The following is a 17,778-nucleotide window of genomic DNA, read 5'->3' as shown; positions in this document are numbered from 1 at the left end:
AATGTGTTTATTTGGTAATCTCAAAACTTTCGCCCCGACGGGTGATGCTGATAAAACGGCATCCTGCATTTTCTGCAAAACTACGAAGCGCATTTCCTCCTTCATAATCTTCACTGAAGTGCATGGGCACAAATATAGTAGTTTTTATTTGTTCGATGAACTGTTTTGCCCCTTTCATGTAATCTTTTCCCATTCTCCGATCCACCGGGAATAGCACTAGATCGATGTTAGGCACTTTTTCTTTTAAATATTTAACTTCTGCAAGGAAATCACCATTGGCTTTTCGTATCTCTTCTTCGGTCGATTCTTCACTCCAGTGCCAGTTGTTCAAGTCGCCGGCATGGAAGATACTCCAATCTTGTAAGTGAAGAAGGAACGAACTGCCGACATCTGTCGATCCGAAGGCGTCGATGCGGATCGTGTCGTCTTCGTATGTTTCTCCTTTTTTAATATAGAAAGCATCTTCGGCTTTGGCACGATGGGACTTCAGAATATCTTTGGAGAAGATGTATTGAATGTCGGGGCGTTGCTCTTTCCAAGTCAATATTTCACGGTTAAAGTGATCGGGATGGAAATGGGTGGCCAATACGTACAGTTTACCCGGCCTTTGCAGGAGATAATCATGCACGATTCCCCGGTTGTGTTCCGTTTCGGAAGAATCTTTGTAGTAATCGATGATAATGGTTACACCTTCCATTTCGATGGCGAAACCGCTGTGATAAATATAATCCAGTGTCATAGCTGACTATTTTATAGTTGCAATATTACGTATTCTCGTTGGAGTTGCCAAGAAAAATCGACGAAATCAAGGAGCAAGACGACTGATTTTCCATTCACCGTCCGGTTGTAGGGTGTATAGAAAGCGGTCGTGCAGTCGGTTGGGGCGTCCTTGCCAGAATTCAATCCTTGTAGGTGTGACGGCATATCCGCCCCAATTATCAGGTCTTTCCACTTCTTTTCCAATCCATCGGGCGGCTTCTCTGACGAAGGATCGTATCAATTGCATTCTGCTTGCTATCGGTTGACTTTGCGGAGAAATTCGTGCGCCAATCCGGCTTTTATAAGGACGCTTCCGGAAGTATTCATCCGATTCTTCCGGTGAAACTTTCGTCGCTATTCCTTCTATATGTATTTGTCTTTCGAGAGCGTGCCAGACAAAAGAGAGGGAGATAGATGGGTTTTGTGCCAATTGTTTGCCTTTGCGGCTTTCGTAATTGGTATAAAAGATAAATTTTCCATCATGGAGTCCTTTTAACAATACTGTACGTGTGGACGGTCTCCCTTCGGGGGATACAGTTCCTACAATGACCGCAGTCGGTTCGTCCACCTCTGCGTCAATCGCTTTTTGCAGCCAACGACTGAAAAGCGAAAGCGGGTCGCCGGGAAGTTCACTTTCCCGCAACCCGCCTTTCGTATATTCCTGTCGGATATCTGCTATGTTTAATTTCGCCATAAGATTATCTGGCAGCTTTAGTTTATTATTTTTAATGATGATATCACATAGGTACTTCTATTAATAGAATATGTGAGTCTTTCAATGTCTCCAGTTCAACGCTGTTCGTATCGTAAACACCCATGCCGTCACGACGTTTCAGAACTTCACCGTCTACTACTATTTCTCCTTCAATGAGAAAGATATAGACGCCTGCATGACTTTGATGCATGTGATAACCTAATTTCTTTCCGGCTTCTACTTTGCCGATGGAGAACCAGGTATCTTGCAAAAGGGAAGCAGGTGTGCTACCGTCGGGAGATACGATGACTGCCAGTTCGTTCGGACGCTCCAGTTCTGCAATGCTGAAATCCTGATAAACGGGACGTGTGTTCCGCTCTCTCGGCATAATCCAAATCTGCAGGAATTCCACCGGTTCTACCGGACTTGCATTAACTTCACTATGGAAGATTCCTGTTCCCGCACTCATTGTCTGAATTTCTCCGACAGTAATAATGCGGCTGTTCTTCTTGCTGTCTCCATGTTGCAGATGTCCTTTCAGAGGAATGGAAATAATTTCCATATTCTTATGCGGGTGAGTTTGAAAACCTTGTCCGGGCGCAACCTTATCATCATTCAATACGCGAAGAGCACCAAAATTGATACGGTCGGAGTCGAAGTACTCGTCAAAACTGAAAGTGTGATAACTATCCAGCCAATCGTACTGGGAATGTCCTCTTGTATCTGCTTTATGTATTACTTTTTTCATAAAAACTGTCCTTTCTCTTATTTGTTTATATGTTTGGTAAACAAAGAAAGCGGCTTAAAAGTTTTATTTCTTCACTTCATTTAATAAAGGCTTGTGATTGATAAAATCTTTTATGTTTTGCAGGGTGGTTGCGGCAATATTCTCCATTGCTTCATGTGTGAAAAAAGCTTGATGAGAAGTGACGATTACATTGTTGAACGAGAGCAAACGGGCGAGTACATCATCGTCGATGATGCGGTCGGATTGATCTTCATAAAAGTATTCGCTTTCTTCCTCGTATACGTCTAGTCCTGCGGAACCTATTTTCTTGTTTTTTAACCCTTCAATCAGTGCATTGGTATGAATCAATTGCCCGCGACCGGTATTGATAATCATTACTCCGTCTTTCATTTTACTGATAGAGTAGTCGTTTATCAGGTATTTGGTCTCTTCAGTGAGCGGACAGTGTAAGGAGATAATATCCGAATTGTGGTATAGTTCGTCCAGTGAAGTATAAACTATTTGTTCTTGACGGGCGAAGTTGTAGTCCGGATAGAGGTCATAAGCCAGTACGTTCATTCCGAATCCTTTTAAGATGTGAATCAGTATTTTCGCTATTTTCCCTGTGCCGATGATACCTGCTGTTTTCCCGTGCATATCGAATCCCATCAGACCGTGCAGGGAGAAATTACCGTCTTTGGTACGCCAGGAGGCGCGAGGTATTTTGCGGTTTAGCGATAGCATAAGAGCTACCGTGTATTCGGCAGTCGCATAGGGTGAGTAAGCAGGTACGCGTACAACGGTAATTCCCGCAGCTGCAGCTGCATCCAAATCTACATTGTTGAATCCGGCACATCGCAGTGCTAGCAGTTTTACTCCATTAGCTGCCATAATACGGATAACTTCTGCATCGGCAACGTCATTAACAAAGATACATATAGCATCTACACCTTGTGTCAGTAGTACATTGTTCTTATTCAGATTTCCTTTGTAATAACGTATTTCAAATCCGAATTCTTTGTTTTTCTTATTGAAAGAAGACTCGTCATAAGGCTTTGTGCCGAAAAATGCAATTGTATAGGCCATAATAGTATTCTATAAATTATTATTCTATTAAAACGTAAAAACAGGTGGATTTGTTTGCTCTCTGTATAGTGATAAATATAGATTGTTTCATTAGAAACAGTTTATTTTTTCAATTAAAATGGGCAGGTAAATGAAAATAAATGCACAAACGTGTATTCAGTGTGCAATAATGTTGTATCTTTGCGCCCGAAATAATTAAAAAAAGATTTAGATGAGAAAAATTTCGTTGATTGGTCTTGCAATGTTGATCGTTTCAATTCCAACTTTTGCCGGAGATTATCTAACCAATACGAATCAGAATGCTGCTTTCTTGCGCATGATAGCCCGCGGCGCTTCCATTGATGTTGATGGAGTTTATAGTAATCCTGCCGGACTGGCATTTCTTCCCAAAGATGGTCTTCAAGTAGCGCTTACTATTCAAAGTGCATATCAAACTCGTGATATTGCTGCTACAAGTCCTTTATGGACTATGGACGGACAGACCACTGTGCGTAATTATGAAGGAAAAGCTTCTGCTCCCGTTATTCCTTCCATACATGCTGTATATAAAAAAGGTGACTGGGCATTTTCCGGTAGCTTTGCTATTGTTGGTGGTGGCGGAAAAGCTTCTTTTGATAATGGTTTGCCTATGTTCGATGCTGCTGCTATTAGTTTGGTCAATACAATAGGTCAGGGGATGCTAGCTCCTAATCAATACAGTATTAGTTCCGCTATGGAGGGACGTCAGTATATCTATGGTTTGCAGTTAGGAGCAAGTTATAAAATAAATGAGCACTTCTCAGTTTTTGCTGGTGCACGTATGAATTATTTTACAGGTGGCTATAAAGGTTTTCTGGATATCAATTTGAAAGAAGGTGTGGCAGAAGAATTGGGACGTGAGATTATAAAACAGCTTATGGCTGGTGGTATGACTTTAGAGCAGGCGCAACAAGCAGCATTGCAAAAATCGCAGCAGTTGAATGATGCGAAACTGAAACTAGATTGTGATCAGACAGGTTGGGGATTAACGCCAATTATCGGTGTAGATGCAAAATTCGGTAAGTTGAATTTAGCTGCAAAGTATGAGTTTAAAGCCAATATGAATATTGAGAATGATACTCATGAGATTGTTGCTCCGGATGCCGCAGCAGCATTTGTGGCACCTTACCAAAATGGTGTGAACACACCAAGTGACCTTCCTTCTATGCTTTCTGTTGCAGCGAGTTATGAGTTTTTGCCTTCACTTCGGGCTTCAGTAGAATATCACTTCTTTGATGATAAGAATGCTGGTATGGCAGATGGCAAACAGAAAACATTGAAACATGGTACACACGAGTATTTGGCTGGTGTTGAGTGGGATATTAACAAATTATTCACTGTTAGTGGAGGTTATCAGAAAACAGACTACGGTTTGAGCGACGCTTTCCAATCAGATACAAGTTTTTCTTGTGACTCTTATTCTGTAGGTTTTGGAGGTCGTATCAATTTTACTCAGGCATTGAGCCTTGATGTAGCTTATTTCTGGACTACATATAGTGATTACACTAAAGAAAAACCACGTGGTTTAGAGGCAACATCGATGGCATCATTAGTGGATAAAGACGTTTACAGCCGTACTAATAAAGTGTTTGGTGTGAGCGTGAACTATAAGTTCTAAATTTCTAATCCTTTATATATAGAAAAGCCGTCTCGAACATGGTGTTGAGACGGCTTTTTTGTTTTATTATTATGTCAGTTTAGAAAGAATACTGCACCAGCATATTCAACCGGTTGGCATGACGGGTTGCGGAACTGAAATCAGTGCGCCATCCTCTCAAATATTCAACGCCGACTTGCAGATTGCTGCTTACATTCCAGAAAGCATTGGCTACCAGATATTGTCCTTTACGATAGGATTCGGGATTCTCACTAGGATATCCATTTTCAGAATAAAGTCTGGACAGACTGTATGTTCCGGATATAAAGATGCTCGGGCAAAGATTGTATTGCAATCCTGCATACCATCCCAGCATCGGAAGAACTTGCATTTTTCCTTCCTTGTCAGGATCGGGGACGATATCTACGTTCAGGTTGCTTAAATCATTCAGGTAGGAACCGATACCTTTTCCATAATTAAACTGTCCGTATGCCTGCAATTTCTTGGTAATATTGAAGGTTGTAGAGGCTTGCAGACCGAAGCCGGTAGCAGAATAGGCTTTTTCATGTACATTGCTCGAATAAGTCATGCTGCGGATAATGGCTCCTAATTTAATATGGCTGTTGCTGTTCCAGTTGTACTGTACGGAAGTGGCAAAGTCAGGCATCCGTTGGGTGTTGATAGACAAATCATTATTGGTTGTTCCGTCTACTGAAGGCATTTCCATAGAAACACCAAACTTCCAGTTTTTCAACTTATCACACATATAGCTTAATTGCGTAGTGCGGTAAAAGGCTGAACCGTTAGGCCCTGCAAAGTCGATAGTTGGAGGCAGTGCGGAGAGGTCCATGAACGAACCATAGCTGTACCCGATAGTGAAACCGAGGAATTGTGCGTAAGCGTTTTGTAATTCGAAGGTCTTTCCATCGCCACGGAAGTTTCCGGCAGTGTAAACTACGAAGTCTCCCAAATGTTTGGTACGTCCTACCAATTTGAGGAACAGGGTCGAAGTGGTGATGTCCATCTGGAATTGGTTCTTTGCAAAATTGCCGCTTCCGCGTTGTGGTATCAATGCCGGATAGAAATCTACATCATTAACGATACCGTTAAAATCATACTCTGCCGTTGCACGAACGTATCCTCCGATACCGAGGGCGAATTTCCCTTTCTGGTCAGTGAGCAGGAAGCGGGGAGCATTGGGGTCGTGAAAACGCATCTGTGAACGGTCGTTCATGATTCGGATGATTTCATCTCCTGCTTTGTTCTTCGAGACAAACATGATTGAGTTGGGTTCTTCATCTTCGATGATTACCTTTTTTTGTGCATGGGCACAGAGGGGGAAAATTCCTATCCCCAGTAGCATAGCTACCATTTTAAAGCTTGTTTTCATTATGAGTTAAGTTTTAGGTGAATGCCCAATCAACAACTAAAAAAAGAAATGGTTGAGAGGGGCAAAGGAAAAATTGCCAAACTAATCGGAAGAATTGCTATTTATAATGATTCTAAAAAAGCGGATCTTTGTATCGTACTAATTAGAGAAAAGAAATACGATGATGGAAAAAGTAGATTTTACGAACGGAATATTAGCGATACAACCGGATTTGCATCGCTTCGCATATAAATTGACGGCAGATCGCGAATCTGCCAATGATTTGGTTCAGGATTGTTTGTTGCAGGCATTGGATAATCAGGAGAAGTTTACGTATAGCAAAAATCTGAAAGGATGGATGTATACGCTTATGCGTAATATTTTCGTGAATAACTATCGTCGTACAGTTCGAGAAATGAACTTGATTGATGATAGTTACTCCATCAATCAACAACATCTGATAGAAGATGAGGATGCTGACAGATTCGAATTTACATACGATATGAAACAGTTGTATAGGGTGATACATTCTATACCGGAAGAGATGAAAGTGCCTTTTCAGATGTTTGTAGCTGGATTTAAGTATAGAGAAATTGCCGAGAAATTAGGATTGCCGATGGGAACGGTGAAGAGCCGTCTGTTTTTCATCCGTAAACGGTTGAAAGAGGAATTGAAAGATTTCTCCTCCTGATGCGCTTTTTTAATTGAGTGATGTGTTTTAAGGTCAAAGTGATAAGCCTTCCTGTCAGAATACGACGCTGATGGGGAGGCTCTTTTTTATTGTCAATCCAGTATTTTCTGTACTCTGTGTTTAGCCTTTTGGACAGTTGCTTGTGCGGTATGGGCTGCTTCTATAGCTTTTTCTTTCACTGTAGTCGTCTGAAAAGGATTGTTCATAGAGAGTTTTCATTTTTTTTAGTCATCCTTTCTTTTTAGTTTTATGATTCAGTGTTTTGATACTGTTGAGGTAGGCTTGTTCTACAGGTGAAAGCGTGCGCACTTCCCACTTGCGATATTCTGTTTCAGCTTTATCCATAGCTTGTTCATGACTTATCATACCGGCATCCATCAATAGAACTTCTCCCGTAGAAGACAGTATGGCATCCAGATGTTTGATGTAATCGTTCATGTACATTGGACGGTGCTTGATAGCTTGTACTTCGGCAAAATCAAAATATCCGGAGACAAGGTTGTTCAGCACTTTGAGTTCTTCTGCGCTCAAGTAGTTCTTGGCTATCTTTGCATCGCGCAATGTCGGATGGTCGCCTTTAAAGGAAGTTAGTCCCATCATGTGTTGGTCGGCATCGGCTCGTTCATAAATAACTTCTGCAGCTGTATGTCCGTGGGCTGCAAAGTGTAGCTTATTCTGAACAATCTTGAAGAATTCAATAGATTGTTTGGCGTGGGGATCGTAATCTACGGCAGTAGCATAGATATCAAGCACTTGTCTATACATCACCTTTTCAGACGATCGGATGTCACGGATGCGGTCGAGTAACTCTTTCCAATAATAGCCTCCTCCCAGCTGCTTCAATCGTTCATCGTCTATGGTGAAGCCTTTGATGATATATTCTTTAAGGCGTGCCGTTGCCCATTGACGGAAGTGTGTGGCTTGAATTGAATTTATTCGGTAGCCTAAAGATATTATCATATCAAGATTGTAGTGAGGAATTTCTCTTTCAACCATGCGCGCTCCTTCTTGTCGAACCTGTCGGATTTTCCGACAGGTTGATTCTTCAACAAGTTCACCATCTTCATAAATGTGCTTAATATGTTCTACCACATTTGTTCGAGACGTCTGGTAAAGGTCGGCCATTTGCTGTTGGGATAGCCATACGGTATCTTCGTCCATCTGCACTTCTATGTGTGTCTGCCCGTCTTCACTTTGGTAGATGATGATATTGCTTTTATTTTCTTTTGCCATGATTTAGATATCGTTTCTTTAAATATAGTTTATAAGTTTAATCTTTGATACAAACATTAAGCTCTGTATTTGGCAAAGTTATGTCTTTTCAATGAAATGTATGTCAATCATCGGATTTCTTTTGCTTTTTCATAGTTTTTCCTATACCTTTGCAGCGCAAAAGAATAAAAAGACATTTGATGCCGTGAATAGCGGTCGTGTATTCTAGAACACCACGTAAAAAACAGGAATTATGAAAGAAAAAGTATCTGTACCCTTTATGCTGCTGGGTATCCTTTTTAACGTTTGCCTTATTGCAGCCAATCTTCTTGAAACGAAAGTAATCCAGATCGGTAGTTTGACCGTAACAGCCGGATTATTGGTTTTTCCTATTTCTTATATTATAAATGACTGTATCGCCGAGGTTTGGGGATTCAAGAAAGCGCGCCTTATCATTTGGAGTGGTTTTGCTATGAACTTCTTTGTGGTCGCTCTTGGGTTGATAGCTGTTGCCATTCCTGCTGCTCCTTTTTGGGAAGGTGAAGAGCACTTTGATTTTGTGTTCGGTATGGCTCCTCGTATTGTGGCTGCCAGTCTGATGGCCTTTTTGGTAGGCTCGTTTCTTAATGCATATGTGATGAGTAAAATGAAAGTAGCCAGTCAGGGACGTAACTTTTCAGCCCGTGCCATTTGGTCGACTGTGGTGGGTGAGACTGCCGATTCATTGATTTTCTTCCCGGTAGCTTTTGGAGGTGTCATTGCTTGGAAAGAACTGCTTATCATGATGGGGATTCAGATTGTATTGAAATCCTTGTATGAGGTGATGATCCTCCCGGTGACGATCCGTGTGGTGAAAGCAATCAAGAAAATAGACGGTAGTGATGTTTACGACACGGACATCTCTTATAATGTATTGAAAGTCAAAGATATTTAATATAGAATATGAATAGAAAAGCAGCATTGGTTGTGTTTAGTGGTGGGCAGGATTCTACCACTTGCCTGTTTTGGGCAAAACGCAATTTTAAGAAAGTATATGCCTTGAGTTTTCTGTATGGTCAGAAGCATCAGAAAGAAGTGGAACTTGCGCGGGAGATAGCCCGGAAAGCGGAAGTGGAATTTGATGTGATGGATGTTTCTTTCATCGGACAGTTAGGCCATAATTCATTGACCGATACCACCATGGTGATGGATCAGGAAAAGCCGGCAGATAGTGTTCCCAATACATTTGTTCCGGGACGTAACCTGTTCTTTTTGAGTATTGCGGCTGTGTATGCCCGTGAACGTGGTATTAATCATTTGGTAACGGGAGTTTCCCAAACGGATTTCAGCGGTTATCCCGATTGTAGGGATGCGTTTATCAAGTCTCTCAATGTGACTCTCAATTTGGCTATGGATGAACAGTTTGTAATTCATACTCCTTTGATGTGGATTGATAAAGCAGAGACATGGGCGTTGGCCGACAAACTGGGAGTACTGGAACTGATTCGCACCGAGACTTTGACATGCTATAATGGTGTTCAAGGAGATGGCTGCGGACATTGCCCGGCTTGTACGTTACGACGGGAAGGATTGGAGAAGTATTTAAAAAGTAAGAATCAATAATATCTCTACATAGAGATTAAAATGCATTTTCTTGCTGTCATCTGTCACATTGTTGTTGTTAAACAGTTGATTATAAAATAAATAGTTTGTGACAGCAAGTGGTGACAGCAACAAAACTTGATATTTTGCCGTCACATCTATTGTCACCGGTAAGTTTCAATTAATAGAAGATAGTAGCTTCTGCCTGGAATGTATTGGCTTAGTTTAGTTTCAGCAGCTTGAAACTAAAGTTCCAACGGTAGGAAACTAGAGTTTCAACGGTGGGAAACTAAAGTTTCTGTTACTTGAAACTATTAGTTCCAAGGCGTGAAACACTTGGTTCCTCGGTGTGAAACACTTTGTTTCTCTACGGGAAACTCTTTGTTTCAGGTAATGAAACAAACTGTAACAAGTAAGCTGCGGATAAAGCAACCGTGGGTTAAGAGTTGATGGTGATAGGTGATAGATGCGGTGATAGGTTGTAAAACGAATCTTTCACCACTGAAACATCGATGAATAGAGTGTTTAAGATTGGTCGGTGATAGGTGAAAGAGGAAATGTGTTTTTTTATCTAGAATAGGGGTTGTAGTTAACGAGTACAATGACAGAATTAAAAGACCAACTTTCTTTATTAGGAAGAAAGACCGAGTATAAGCAAGATTATGCTCCTGAAGTATTGGAAGCTTTTGATAATAAGCATCCTGAAAATGATTATTGGGTACGTTTTAACTGCCCGGAATTTACAAGTCTGTGTCCTATCACGGGGCAACCGGATTTTGCTGAAATACGTATCAGCTATATTCCTGATATAAAAATGGTAGAAAGCAAAAGTTTGAAACTATACCTTTTCAGTTTCCGCAGTCATGGTGCTTTTCATGAGGACTGCGTAAATATCATTATGAAGGATCTTATAAAACTAATGAATCCCAAATATATTGAAGTAACAGGTATCTTTACTCCTCGTGGCGGTATTTCTATCTATCCATACGCCAATTATGGTCGTCCGGGAACAAAGTTCGAACAGATGGCAGAACATCGTTTGATGAATCGGGAATAATATAAATTAAAGAATTTACTAGCTAAAAAGATCGAATATGACTCATCATGTGCCTGCTGAATTGCAAAACTATGTTCGGCAAAGTATTATTCCTCAATACGCTAACTTTGATAAAGCGCATCAAATCGATCATGTAGAAAAGGTAATTGAGGAAAGTCTGAAATTAGCGACGTATTATGAAGTCGATTATTCGATGGTTTATGTCATTGCTGCTTATCATGACCTGGGGTTGTATGAAGGACGTGAATTTCATCATATAACCTCCGGCAAAGTATTGTTAGCCGACGAAACTTTGCGGCGTTGGTTTACGGATGAACAGCTGTTGCAGATGAAAGAGGCGATAGAAGATCATCGGGCTTCTAATAAACAGGCTCCCAGAACAATCTATGGAATGATTGTTGCCGAGGCTGACCGAATTATTGATCCCGAAGTTACTTTACGCCGTACCGTACAATATGGGCTGTCTCATTATCCGGAGATGGATAAAGAAGAGCAATATGCCCGTTTTCGGAAACATCTAACTGAAAAATATGCAGAAGGAGGGTATCTGACGTTATGGATACCCCAATCGGATAATGCCGGACGGTTGGCAGAACTTCGTCAACTAATTGCGGATGAAAAAAAACTTTGTAGAGTTTTTAATAAAATCTATGAAGAAGAGAATAATACAGTTTTGTGAAATATAGCTATTAGCTTGCGTTCGATTCATTTTTTATTTTTATCTTTGTCATATTAAGGATTGCAATACGATAGACAATGGAAGAATATATTACTCGATTTTCAACATATCTTTTTTGGGATGTCAATAAAGATGATTTGGATATGGAGAAGCATTCACAATATATAATAAAGAGAGTGCTTGAATATGGTATGTTGCAAGATTGGAATATTGTAAAACAATATTATGGACTTGGGAGGATCGTCGAAATAGCTAAAGGGTTTCGTGAATTGGAGCCTCGGGCTTTAGCTTATCTTTCTGCCATTTCACAAACTCCTAAAGAACAATTTAGATGTTACACTTATCAACGGTCGAATCTACAACACTGGAACTTTTAAAAAAGTTGCAACAGTTGCCTGTACTTTGTAATACTCGTCTAGTCGGTGGTACTGCATTAGCTTTGCAATTAGGACATCGAAAGTCGGTCGATTTGGATTTTTTTGGTCAGATTAATGTAGATTCTCAAGATTTGAAGGAAGCTTTGCGAACACTTGGGACACTGACTATCTTAAATGATTCTAAGAATATACACATTTACGTATTGAATGAGGTTAAAATAGATATCGTGAACTATACTTATCCTTGGCTTGATGATGTCGTATATAAAGATGGGATACGTTTGGCAAGTCCTAGAGATATTGCGGCAATGAAAATTACTGCTATTGAAGGGAGAGGTACTAAAAAAGATTTTGTAGATATTTACTTTTTGTTGAAAAAGTATTCATTGAAAAATCTATTGGATTTCTATTCTCAAAAATATCCTGACTCATCTTCTTTTATGGCTATGAAAAGTTTAGCTTATTTTGAAGATGCGGAGGAGGAACCAATGCCTTATATGTTTGTGGATGTATCTTGGGACGAAATTAAAAAGTCTATTTTGTCTCGTTTATAATAGTATATGAGATAAGTTACTATTCATGATGATACGGCCCTCCATTCAATATCGTCATTGCCCGATAAATCTGCTCCACGAATATCAACCGAATCATTTGATGAGAAAAAGTCATCTTCGACATTGAAATCTTTTCGTGTGCTGCCTGATACACTTTTTCTGAAAAGCCATAAGGGCCTCCGATAATAAAAACGAGTCGTTTATTCACCGTATTCATTTTCCGTTTCATATATTCGGCAAACTCAAGAGAGCGCATTTCTTTTCCGTGTTCATCGAGCAGCACCACGACGTCACCCGGTTGAAGAGCTTTCAGTATCAGTTCTCCTTCCTTTTCTTTCTGTACTTCCATTGAAAGACTCTTGGTGTTTTTCAGTTCGGGAATCACTTCCATATCAAAAGTGATATAGCGTTTGGTGCGCTGGATATAGTCGTTGATGGCAGTGATATAGTGTTGTTCTACGGTTCGTCCTACGACGAGCAGGGTTGTTTTCATACGTCTACAATTCTGATTATTGCACAAAAATAGGCATTTTTTATGTTATTCTGCAATTAATGCTTACCTTTGCCTATCATTAGTTGAAAGTTTAAGCCTTTAAACTTCAACTTAAAAGCTTGTAATTATGAAAAAACGAGTGCTCGTAGGAATGACCGCATTGCTTCTTTCCCTCTCGTTGCTAATGGCGCAAGAGATACCGGCAGGAGTGATTACGGCATTTAAAAGAGGAAGCTCGCAAGAGCTAAGTAAGTATATGGGGGACAAGGTAAACCTGGTGCTCCAAGGTCGCTCGACAAACGTTGACAAACAGAAAGCAACAGCTGCGATGCAGGAATTCTTTACGGAGAATAAAGTCAGCGGATTTAATGTGAACCATCAGGGAAAACGGGACGAATCAAGTTTCGTTATCGGCACGTTGGCTACTACTAATGGAAACTTTCGTGTGAACTGTTTCCTGAAGAAAGTGCAGAATCAATATTTAATACATCAAATAAGAATTGACAAGATCAATGAATAAGGAAAAAGAACTGATCGACAAGTTGATCGATCTTGCTTTTGCAGAAGATATAGGTGATGGTGATCATACCACCCTTTCATGTATTCCCGCTACGGCAATGGGAAAATCAAAATTGCTTATCAAAGAAGCCGGTGTACTGGCAGGTATCGAAGTTGCCAAAGAAATTTTCAATCGCTTCGACCCCACTATGAAAGTGGAAGTGTTCATCAACGATGGAACAGAAGTGAAACCGGGCGACGTAGCAATGGTAGTGGAAGGAAAAGTGCAATCTTTGCTTCAGACCGAACGCCTAATGTTGAACGTGATGCAGCGTATGAGCGGCATCGCAACCATGACCCGCAAATATGCAAAGGTATTGGAAGGAACAAATACCCGTGTGCTCGACACCCGTAAGACAACTCCCGGTATGCGCATCCTCGAAAAAATGGCAGTGAAAATCGGTGGTGGAGTAAACCATCGTATTGGTTTGTTCGACATGATTCTTCTGAAAGACAACCACGTAGACTTTGCCGGAGGTATTGACAAAGCCATCACTCGCGCCAAAGAATATTGCAAGGAAAAAGGCAAAGACCTGAAAATAGAAATAGAAGTCCGCAGCTTCGACGAACTGCAACAAGTTCTTGACCTCGGCGGAGTGGATCGTATCATGTTTGATAACTTCACTCCCGAGATGACTAAGAAAGCAGTGGAGATGGTAGCAGGCAAATACGAAACCGAATCTTCGGGCGGCATTACTTTTGATACCCTCCGTGACTATGCCGAATGTGGCGTAGACTTCATCTCGGTAGGGGCTTTGACTCATTCAGTGAAAGGACTGGATATGAGTTTCAAAGCGTGCTGATTTTTTTTCACCACAGAGGACGCAGAGTACACAGAGGTTTTAAACTTACTTTATAGGAAGAATTTCCTATCATTGTTCCTCTGTGTACTCTGCGTCCTCTGTGGTGAACACTCTTCTATTCTTTAACTTCTTTTAGCAATATTCCTTGCAGCATTCCTCAAACTCTTGCGTCTAATGAGTAAAACGACGCAGACATACGTTCGATTTTAAAAAAAAGTAATTGACTTTGGAAAACGAGATAGAACTGATAAAGGGCTGTCGGGCAGGAAAGGATTCAGCCCGAAAGGAACTTTACACCCTCTATTCCAAACGGATGCTGGCGGTATGTTTCCGCTATACGGGCGATATGGATGCGGCGCACGATGTACTGCATGACGGTTTCATCAAGATTTTTACCAACTTCTCGTTCCGGGGCGAGTCTTCGCTCTGTACATGGATCACCCGGGTGATGGTTACTCAATCACTCGATTTCCTGCGGCGGGAGAAACGAGTCAGCCAGTTGGTAGTGCATGAAGAGCAGCTTCCCGATATACCGGATATATCGGACTCGGGAGGAGGGGCTGGAATCTCCGAAGAGCAATTGATGGCTTTTATTGCCGAATTGCCGGATGGTTGCCGAACCGTTTTCAACCTTTATGTGTTTGAAGAGAAATCGCACAAGGAGATAGCCAAGATGCTTCACATTAAAGAACATTCGTCTACTTCGCAGTTGCACCGGGCCAAGTATTTGTTAGCAAAAAGAATTAAAGAGTATAGGAATCATGAAGAAAGAAAATGATGAAATAACCGATCTGTTTCGCACGCGTCTCGCTGATGCAGGGATGAATGTACGGGATGGCTTTTGGGAAGAGCTCTCGCAGGAAATACCTGTGGCTTGCCAGCATCGTCGTCGGATTCTGCTCTTCCGTGTGGCGGCTGCGGCATCTGTATTGCTCGTTTTGGCGGCCTCGTCGGCTACTTTCTTGTATTTCTCTCCCAAAGAAGAAATGGAAGAAGCATTTACAAAGATAGCCGTGACAAATGGAGGACAGATGGATGGAGATGGAATACGCGTCAATCAGTTACCGTTGCCGGTAGAACCGGTGTTGCCGAAACCGGCTCCAAAGTCTTACGGTATGCTGTCACAATACACGGAGGAAGAAGATTCGCTTTCTATCACTTTCTCCATGTCGTTTTCTTTTTCCGCCACTACTTCTACGGGAAATGGCAACCGATATGGTAATCAAGGGAATAACGGCTTTTGGCAGGCAACAAACGGTGATACGGAATCATCTGTTGCTCCGGAAGAACAATCGAATGTGAATGTGGCTCAACCCGAAGCGGTGAAAAAGCATCGCTGGGCGATGAAAGTTCAGGTAGGCACGGCGCTTCCGGCTGATAATGGCACTTATAAAATGCCGGTTTCCGCAGGGGTAACGGTAGAGCGTAAACTAAACGAATCTCTCGGAATAGAAACCGGATTACTTTATTCAAACCTTCGTTCGGCGGGACAGCATTTGCACTATCTGGGTATTCCCGTTAAAGTAAATGTAACCCTGGTGGATACGAAGAAAATAGACCTTTACGCCACCGTAGGAGGAATAGCCGATAAATGTATCGCCGGCGCGCCGGACAACAGTTTTAAAGAAGAACCTATCCAACTGGCAGTGACTGCCGGCATTGGAATCAATTATAAGATTAATGACCGACTTGCTGTTTTTGCCGAACCCGGAGTTTCGCATCATTTCAAAACAGATTCGAAACTGGCTACGGTACGAACGAAACGGCCGACTAATTTTAATTTACTTTGCGGACTTCGCATGACGTATTAATCCTTATGAAAATGAAAAAAACACTACTAATGCTGTGGATGGCTGTTTGCCTGATCGTATCTTTTACAGGATGCACCAGCGAAGAAATGGATTATAACAATCCGGATGTTGCCCTTTTTGTGAAACAATTGAAGTCGGGTACGTACAAGATGAAAAATGATAAAGGGGTGGTGGAGGTCCCTCATTTTACGGAAGAGGACATCCCCGAACTTTTAAAATATGCAGAAGATCTGACCATTATTCCTTCTTTTCCGTCGGTTTATAATATGAACAACGGTAAGATTCGGTTGGGCGAGTGTATGCTTTGGGTGATTGAGTCTATCCGCCAGGGCACACCTCCGTCATTAGGTTGCAAAATGGTATTGGCGAATGCCGAAAATTATGAAGCAATCTATTTTCTGACTGATGAGGAGGTGCTCGATGCAGCCGCTTGTTATCGTAGTTGGTGGGAAGAGCGCCAATATCCGAAAACAAGATGGACGATCGATCCGTGCTACGATGAGCCGCTTTGTGGATCGGGTTATCGTTGGTGGTAACAAAGGAGGAGCTTTCGGAAAGTAAAAAATAGGAAACATTCATGTGGGAACGTTTGTTTGTATCAGTAGTCTTATGCTGCTGACAGGGGATTATTACGCTCAAAAGACCGCTTCTCGTAGGAGAATATAGGTGGTAACGTAAGGGAGAAACGTATGTGCATTAGTGTATATGAAGTGCTCCAAAATAACAGGTAATGAAAGAGGATAGAGGATGGATAGATTGAAACGGTTTATTGCAACGATGGTACTGTGCCTGACGGCTTTATTTGCATATTCGCAAGTATGGACGGCGCAAGACTCTTTGCATTTGAAGAAATTGCTGGAGAGTGACCAGGAGTTGCATTTGAATATGGATGCTGTAAAGTCGATTGATTTCGGAACTGCGGTTGGTACTCCCCGAATGTCGGAGGAGAAAAGCTGGATGATGCCTGATGAATCGCTTCCTGAAGCATTGCCTAAACCGAAAGTGGTGTTGAGTTTGATGCCATATAAAGCGAATACCCGTTATAACTGGGACCCTATCTATCAGAAGAAGATAAAGATTGATAAAAACACTTGGCGGGGAGATCCTTTCTATGAGATACGCCATCAAAGATCCTACTCGAACTGGGCACGTAATCCGATGGCGAAAGGGGTGCGTAAATCTTTGGATGAGATACAGGCGAGTGGAGTACGTTTCCGGCAGTTGAGTGAACGTGCCAATGGAATGATGGTGAACACGGTAGTGATGGACGCACCTATTCCCTTGTTTGGTGGAAGCGGAGTGTATATCAATGGAGGAACGGTCGGTGGACTTGACCTGATGGCTGTCTTTACCAAAGAGTTCTGGAATAAGAAAGGCAGAGATAACCGCGCTCGTACATTGGAGGTTTTGAGAACTTATGGAGATTCTACAACTGTGTTGATAAATAAACCGATTGAACAGATTGCACGCTGAAGACGTTATAATGATGTGTTGATGTAACAATGTGTAATGTACTGACTTGAGAGCGTTTGTAATTGAATAATTAGTATATTTGTGTATTGTTATGTTGGCGCATTGTTATATAACTCTGTCGTTATCATTGGTATTTTGGCATATTAAAACATAGATAAATTAGGTTCTTCGTCAAATTTGGTGGTAAGTTTTTCTCCGCTCATTTAGCTAATTCAGTCAGTGCCTATATTTTCTTATGA

Annotated in this window: 21 protein-coding genes; 14 read left to right on the top strand and 7 right to left on the bottom strand. The window is 41.4% G+C overall.

Going from position 1 to position 17,778, the window contains the following annotated elements:
• Positions 1-7: 7 nt before the first annotated feature.
• From LPH68_RS15820 to LPH68_RS15805, 4 genes are all read right to left on the bottom strand, one after another.
• Entirely contained in the window at positions 8-739 is a 732-nt protein-coding gene (locus tag LPH68_RS15820) for an MBL fold metallo-hydrolase (RefSeq protein WP_004311361.1), read from the bottom strand.
• Between the two features lie 66 nt (positions 740-805).
• On the bottom strand, positions 806-1,453 hold the full coding sequence (gene pdxH, locus LPH68_RS15815) for a pyridoxamine 5'-phosphate oxidase (protein ID WP_217728586.1): 648 nt from the start codon (positions 1,451-1,453) through the stop codon (positions 806-808).
• Between the two features lie 43 nt (positions 1,454-1,496).
• Positions 1,497-2,201 (bottom strand): pirin family protein, encoded by a 705-nt coding sequence (locus LPH68_RS15810; protein WP_004314524.1) that lies wholly within the window; start codon positions 2,199-2,201, stop codon positions 1,497-1,499.
• Between the two features lie 63 nt (positions 2,202-2,264).
• The gene (locus LPH68_RS15805) at positions 2,265-3,266 is read right to left on the bottom strand and encodes a 2-hydroxyacid dehydrogenase (protein ID WP_121960563.1); all 1,002 of its coding nucleotides are present in this window, start codon (positions 3,264-3,266) and stop codon (positions 2,265-2,267) included.
• Between the two features lie 211 nt (positions 3,267-3,477).
• Here LPH68_RS15805 and LPH68_RS15800 point away from each other — a divergent pair, with 211 nt between their 5' ends.
• On the top strand, positions 3,478-4,902 hold the full coding sequence (locus LPH68_RS15800; RefSeq protein WP_004314522.1) for an OmpP1/FadL family transporter: 1,425 nt from the start codon (positions 3,478-3,480) through the stop codon (positions 4,900-4,902).
• Between the two features lie 79 nt (positions 4,903-4,981).
• Here LPH68_RS15800 and LPH68_RS15795 read toward each other — a convergent pair whose 3' ends face one another.
• On the bottom strand, positions 4,982-6,271 hold the full coding sequence (locus LPH68_RS15795) for a DcaP family trimeric outer membrane transporter (RefSeq protein ID WP_008644596.1): 1,290 nt from the start codon (positions 6,269-6,271) through the stop codon (positions 4,982-4,984).
• 163 nt (positions 6,272-6,434) lie between these two features.
• Here LPH68_RS15795 and LPH68_RS15790 point away from each other — a divergent pair, with 163 nt between their 5' ends.
• A complete protein-coding gene (locus LPH68_RS15790) occupies positions 6,435-6,941 on the top strand; it encodes an RNA polymerase sigma factor (protein WP_151922324.1) in 507 nt (168 codons plus the stop codon).
• Between the two features lie 228 nt (positions 6,942-7,169).
• On the opposite strand, the gene LPH68_RS15785 is transcribed toward LPH68_RS15790, so the two are convergent.
• Positions 7,170-8,174 (bottom strand): virulence RhuM family protein, encoded by a 1,005-nt coding sequence (locus LPH68_RS15785; protein ID WP_008644602.1) that lies wholly within the window; start codon positions 8,172-8,174, stop codon positions 7,170-7,172.
• 232 nt (positions 8,175-8,406) lie between these two features.
• Here LPH68_RS15785 and LPH68_RS15780 point away from each other — a divergent pair, with 232 nt between their 5' ends.
• The 6 genes from LPH68_RS15780 to LPH68_RS15755 all read left to right on the top strand — a co-directional run bounded on the left by LPH68_RS15780 (position 8,407) and on the right by LPH68_RS15755 (position 12,401).
• On the top strand, positions 8,407-9,087 hold the full coding sequence (locus tag LPH68_RS15780) for a queuosine precursor transporter (RefSeq protein ID WP_004311352.1): 681 nt from the start codon (positions 8,407-8,409) through the stop codon (positions 9,085-9,087).
• Between the two features lie 8 nt (positions 9,088-9,095).
• On the top strand, positions 9,096-9,755 hold the full coding sequence (gene queC / locus LPH68_RS15775; RefSeq protein WP_117683707.1) for a 7-cyano-7-deazaguanine synthase QueC: 660 nt from the start codon (positions 9,096-9,098) through the stop codon (positions 9,753-9,755).
• Between the two features lie 580 nt (positions 9,756-10,335).
• The gene (queF, locus tag LPH68_RS15770; protein ID WP_008644607.1) at positions 10,336-10,791 is read left to right on the top strand and encodes a preQ(1) synthase; all 456 of its coding nucleotides are present in this window, start codon (positions 10,336-10,338) and stop codon (positions 10,789-10,791) included.
• 37 nt (positions 10,792-10,828) lie between these two features.
• Positions 10,829-11,470: an HD domain-containing protein gene (locus tag LPH68_RS15765; RefSeq protein ID WP_087323654.1), complete on the top strand. Its 642-nt coding sequence runs from the start codon at positions 10,829-10,831 to the stop codon at positions 11,468-11,470.
• A 77-nt stretch (positions 11,471-11,547) separates the two neighbouring features.
• On the top strand, positions 11,548-11,847 hold the full coding sequence (locus LPH68_RS15760) for a hypothetical protein (protein ID WP_230296979.1): 300 nt from the start codon (positions 11,548-11,550) through the stop codon (positions 11,845-11,847).
• Complete coding sequence (locus LPH68_RS15755; RefSeq protein ID WP_022200187.1) at positions 11,802-12,401, top strand: nucleotidyl transferase AbiEii/AbiGii toxin family protein; 600 nt, start codon at positions 11,802-11,804, stop codon at positions 12,399-12,401. Before LPH68_RS15760 ends, LPH68_RS15755 begins: the two co-directional genes overlap by 46 nt.
• Positions 12,402-12,420: 19 nt before the next feature.
• Here the strand turns inward: LPH68_RS15755 and rlmH are convergent, their stop codons facing one another.
• Positions 12,421-12,894 (bottom strand): 23S rRNA (pseudouridine(1915)-N(3))-methyltransferase RlmH, encoded by a 474-nt coding sequence (gene rlmH, locus LPH68_RS15750; protein ID WP_004314516.1) that lies wholly within the window; start codon positions 12,892-12,894, stop codon positions 12,421-12,423.
• 127 nt (positions 12,895-13,021) lie between these two features.
• Here rlmH and LPH68_RS15745 point away from each other — a divergent pair, with 127 nt between their 5' ends.
• The 6 genes from LPH68_RS15745 to LPH68_RS15720 all read left to right on the top strand — a co-directional run bounded on the left by LPH68_RS15745 (position 13,022) and on the right by LPH68_RS15720 (position 17,539).
• Positions 13,022-13,414 (top strand): DUF4783 domain-containing protein, encoded by a 393-nt coding sequence (locus LPH68_RS15745; RefSeq protein WP_004311346.1) that lies wholly within the window; start codon positions 13,022-13,024, stop codon positions 13,412-13,414.
• Positions 13,407-14,255: a carboxylating nicotinate-nucleotide diphosphorylase gene (gene nadC / locus LPH68_RS15740; RefSeq protein WP_004314515.1), complete on the top strand. Its 849-nt coding sequence runs from the start codon at positions 13,407-13,409 to the stop codon at positions 14,253-14,255. The genes LPH68_RS15745 and nadC overlap by 8 nt, the downstream gene beginning before the upstream one ends.
• A 226-nt stretch (positions 14,256-14,481) precedes the next feature.
• The gene (locus tag LPH68_RS15735; RefSeq protein ID WP_230296978.1) at positions 14,482-15,033 is read left to right on the top strand and encodes an RNA polymerase sigma factor; all 552 of its coding nucleotides are present in this window, start codon (positions 14,482-14,484) and stop codon (positions 15,031-15,033) included.
• On the top strand, positions 15,017-16,066 hold the full coding sequence (locus LPH68_RS15730; protein ID WP_230296977.1) for an outer membrane beta-barrel protein: 1,050 nt from the start codon (positions 15,017-15,019) through the stop codon (positions 16,064-16,066). Before LPH68_RS15735 ends, LPH68_RS15730 begins: the two co-directional genes overlap by 17 nt.
• A gap of 11 nt (positions 16,067-16,077) precedes the next feature.
• On the top strand, positions 16,078-16,602 hold the full coding sequence (locus LPH68_RS15725) for a DUF4943 family protein (protein WP_008644616.1): 525 nt from the start codon (positions 16,078-16,080) through the stop codon (positions 16,600-16,602).
• A 211-nt stretch (positions 16,603-16,813) separates the two neighbouring features.
• Complete coding sequence (locus tag LPH68_RS15720) at positions 16,814-17,539, top strand: DUF4858 domain-containing protein (RefSeq protein WP_004314511.1); 726 nt, start codon at positions 16,814-16,816, stop codon at positions 17,537-17,539.
• Positions 17,540-17,778: the final 239 nt, after the last annotated feature.

It is taken from the genome of Bacteroides sp. 1_1_30 (genome assembly GCF_020982715.1).
Taxonomy (GTDB): Bacteria; Bacteroidota; Bacteroidia; order Bacteroidales; family Bacteroidaceae; genus Bacteroides; species Bacteroides xylanisolvens.
Note: the sequence above shows the minus strand (reverse complement) of the source record. Positions and strands in the feature narration are given on the sequence as shown.

Coding starts and splice junctions, on each gene's coding strand:
- LPH68_RS15820 (WP_004311361.1), bottom strand. CDS start 739: ATGACACTGGATTATATTTATCACAGCGGTTTCGCCATCGAAATGGAA.
- pdxH (WP_217728586.1), bottom strand. CDS start 1,453: ATGGCGAAATTAAACATAGCAGATATCCGACAGGAATATACGAAAGGC.
- LPH68_RS15810 (WP_004314524.1), bottom strand. CDS start 2,201: ATGAAAAAAGTAATACATAAAGCAGATACAAGAGGACATTCCCAGTAC.
- LPH68_RS15805 (WP_121960563.1), bottom strand. CDS start 3,266: ATGGCCTATACAATTGCATTTTTCGGCACAAAGCCTTATGACGAGTCT.
- LPH68_RS15800 (WP_004314522.1), top strand. CDS start 3,478: ATGAGAAAAATTTCGTTGATTGGTCTTGCAATGTTGATCGTTTCAATT.
- LPH68_RS15795 (WP_008644596.1), bottom strand. CDS start 6,271: ATGAAAACAAGCTTTAAAATGGTAGCTATGCTACTGGGGATAGGAATT.
- LPH68_RS15790 (WP_151922324.1), top strand. CDS start 6,435: ATGGAAAAAGTAGATTTTACGAACGGAATATTAGCGATACAACCGGAT.
- LPH68_RS15785 (WP_008644602.1), bottom strand. CDS start 8,174: ATGGCAAAAGAAAATAAAAGCAATATCATCATCTACCAAAGTGAAGAC.
- LPH68_RS15780 (WP_004311352.1), top strand. CDS start 8,407: ATGAAAGAAAAAGTATCTGTACCCTTTATGCTGCTGGGTATCCTTTTT.
- queC (WP_117683707.1), top strand. CDS start 9,096: ATGAATAGAAAAGCAGCATTGGTTGTGTTTAGTGGTGGGCAGGATTCT.
- queF (WP_008644607.1), top strand. CDS start 10,336: ATGACAGAATTAAAAGACCAACTTTCTTTATTAGGAAGAAAGACCGAG.
- LPH68_RS15765 (WP_087323654.1), top strand. CDS start 10,829: ATGACTCATCATGTGCCTGCTGAATTGCAAAACTATGTTCGGCAAAGT.
- LPH68_RS15760 (WP_230296979.1), top strand. CDS start 11,548: ATGGAAGAATATATTACTCGATTTTCAACATATCTTTTTTGGGATGTC.
- LPH68_RS15755 (WP_022200187.1), top strand. CDS start 11,802: ATGTTACACTTATCAACGGTCGAATCTACAACACTGGAACTTTTAAAA.
- rlmH (WP_004314516.1), bottom strand. CDS start 12,894: ATGAAAACAACCCTGCTCGTCGTAGGACGAACCGTAGAACAACACTAT.
- LPH68_RS15745 (WP_004311346.1), top strand. CDS start 13,022: ATGAAAAAACGAGTGCTCGTAGGAATGACCGCATTGCTTCTTTCCCTC.
- nadC (WP_004314515.1), top strand. CDS start 13,407: ATGAATAAGGAAAAAGAACTGATCGACAAGTTGATCGATCTTGCTTTT.
- LPH68_RS15730 (WP_230296977.1), top strand. CDS start 15,017: ATGAAGAAAGAAAATGATGAAATAACCGATCTGTTTCGCACGCGTCTC.
- LPH68_RS15725 (WP_008644616.1), top strand. CDS start 16,078: ATGAAAAAAACACTACTAATGCTGTGGATGGCTGTTTGCCTGATCGTA.
- LPH68_RS15720 (WP_004314511.1), top strand. CDS start 16,814: ATGGATAGATTGAAACGGTTTATTGCAACGATGGTACTGTGCCTGACG.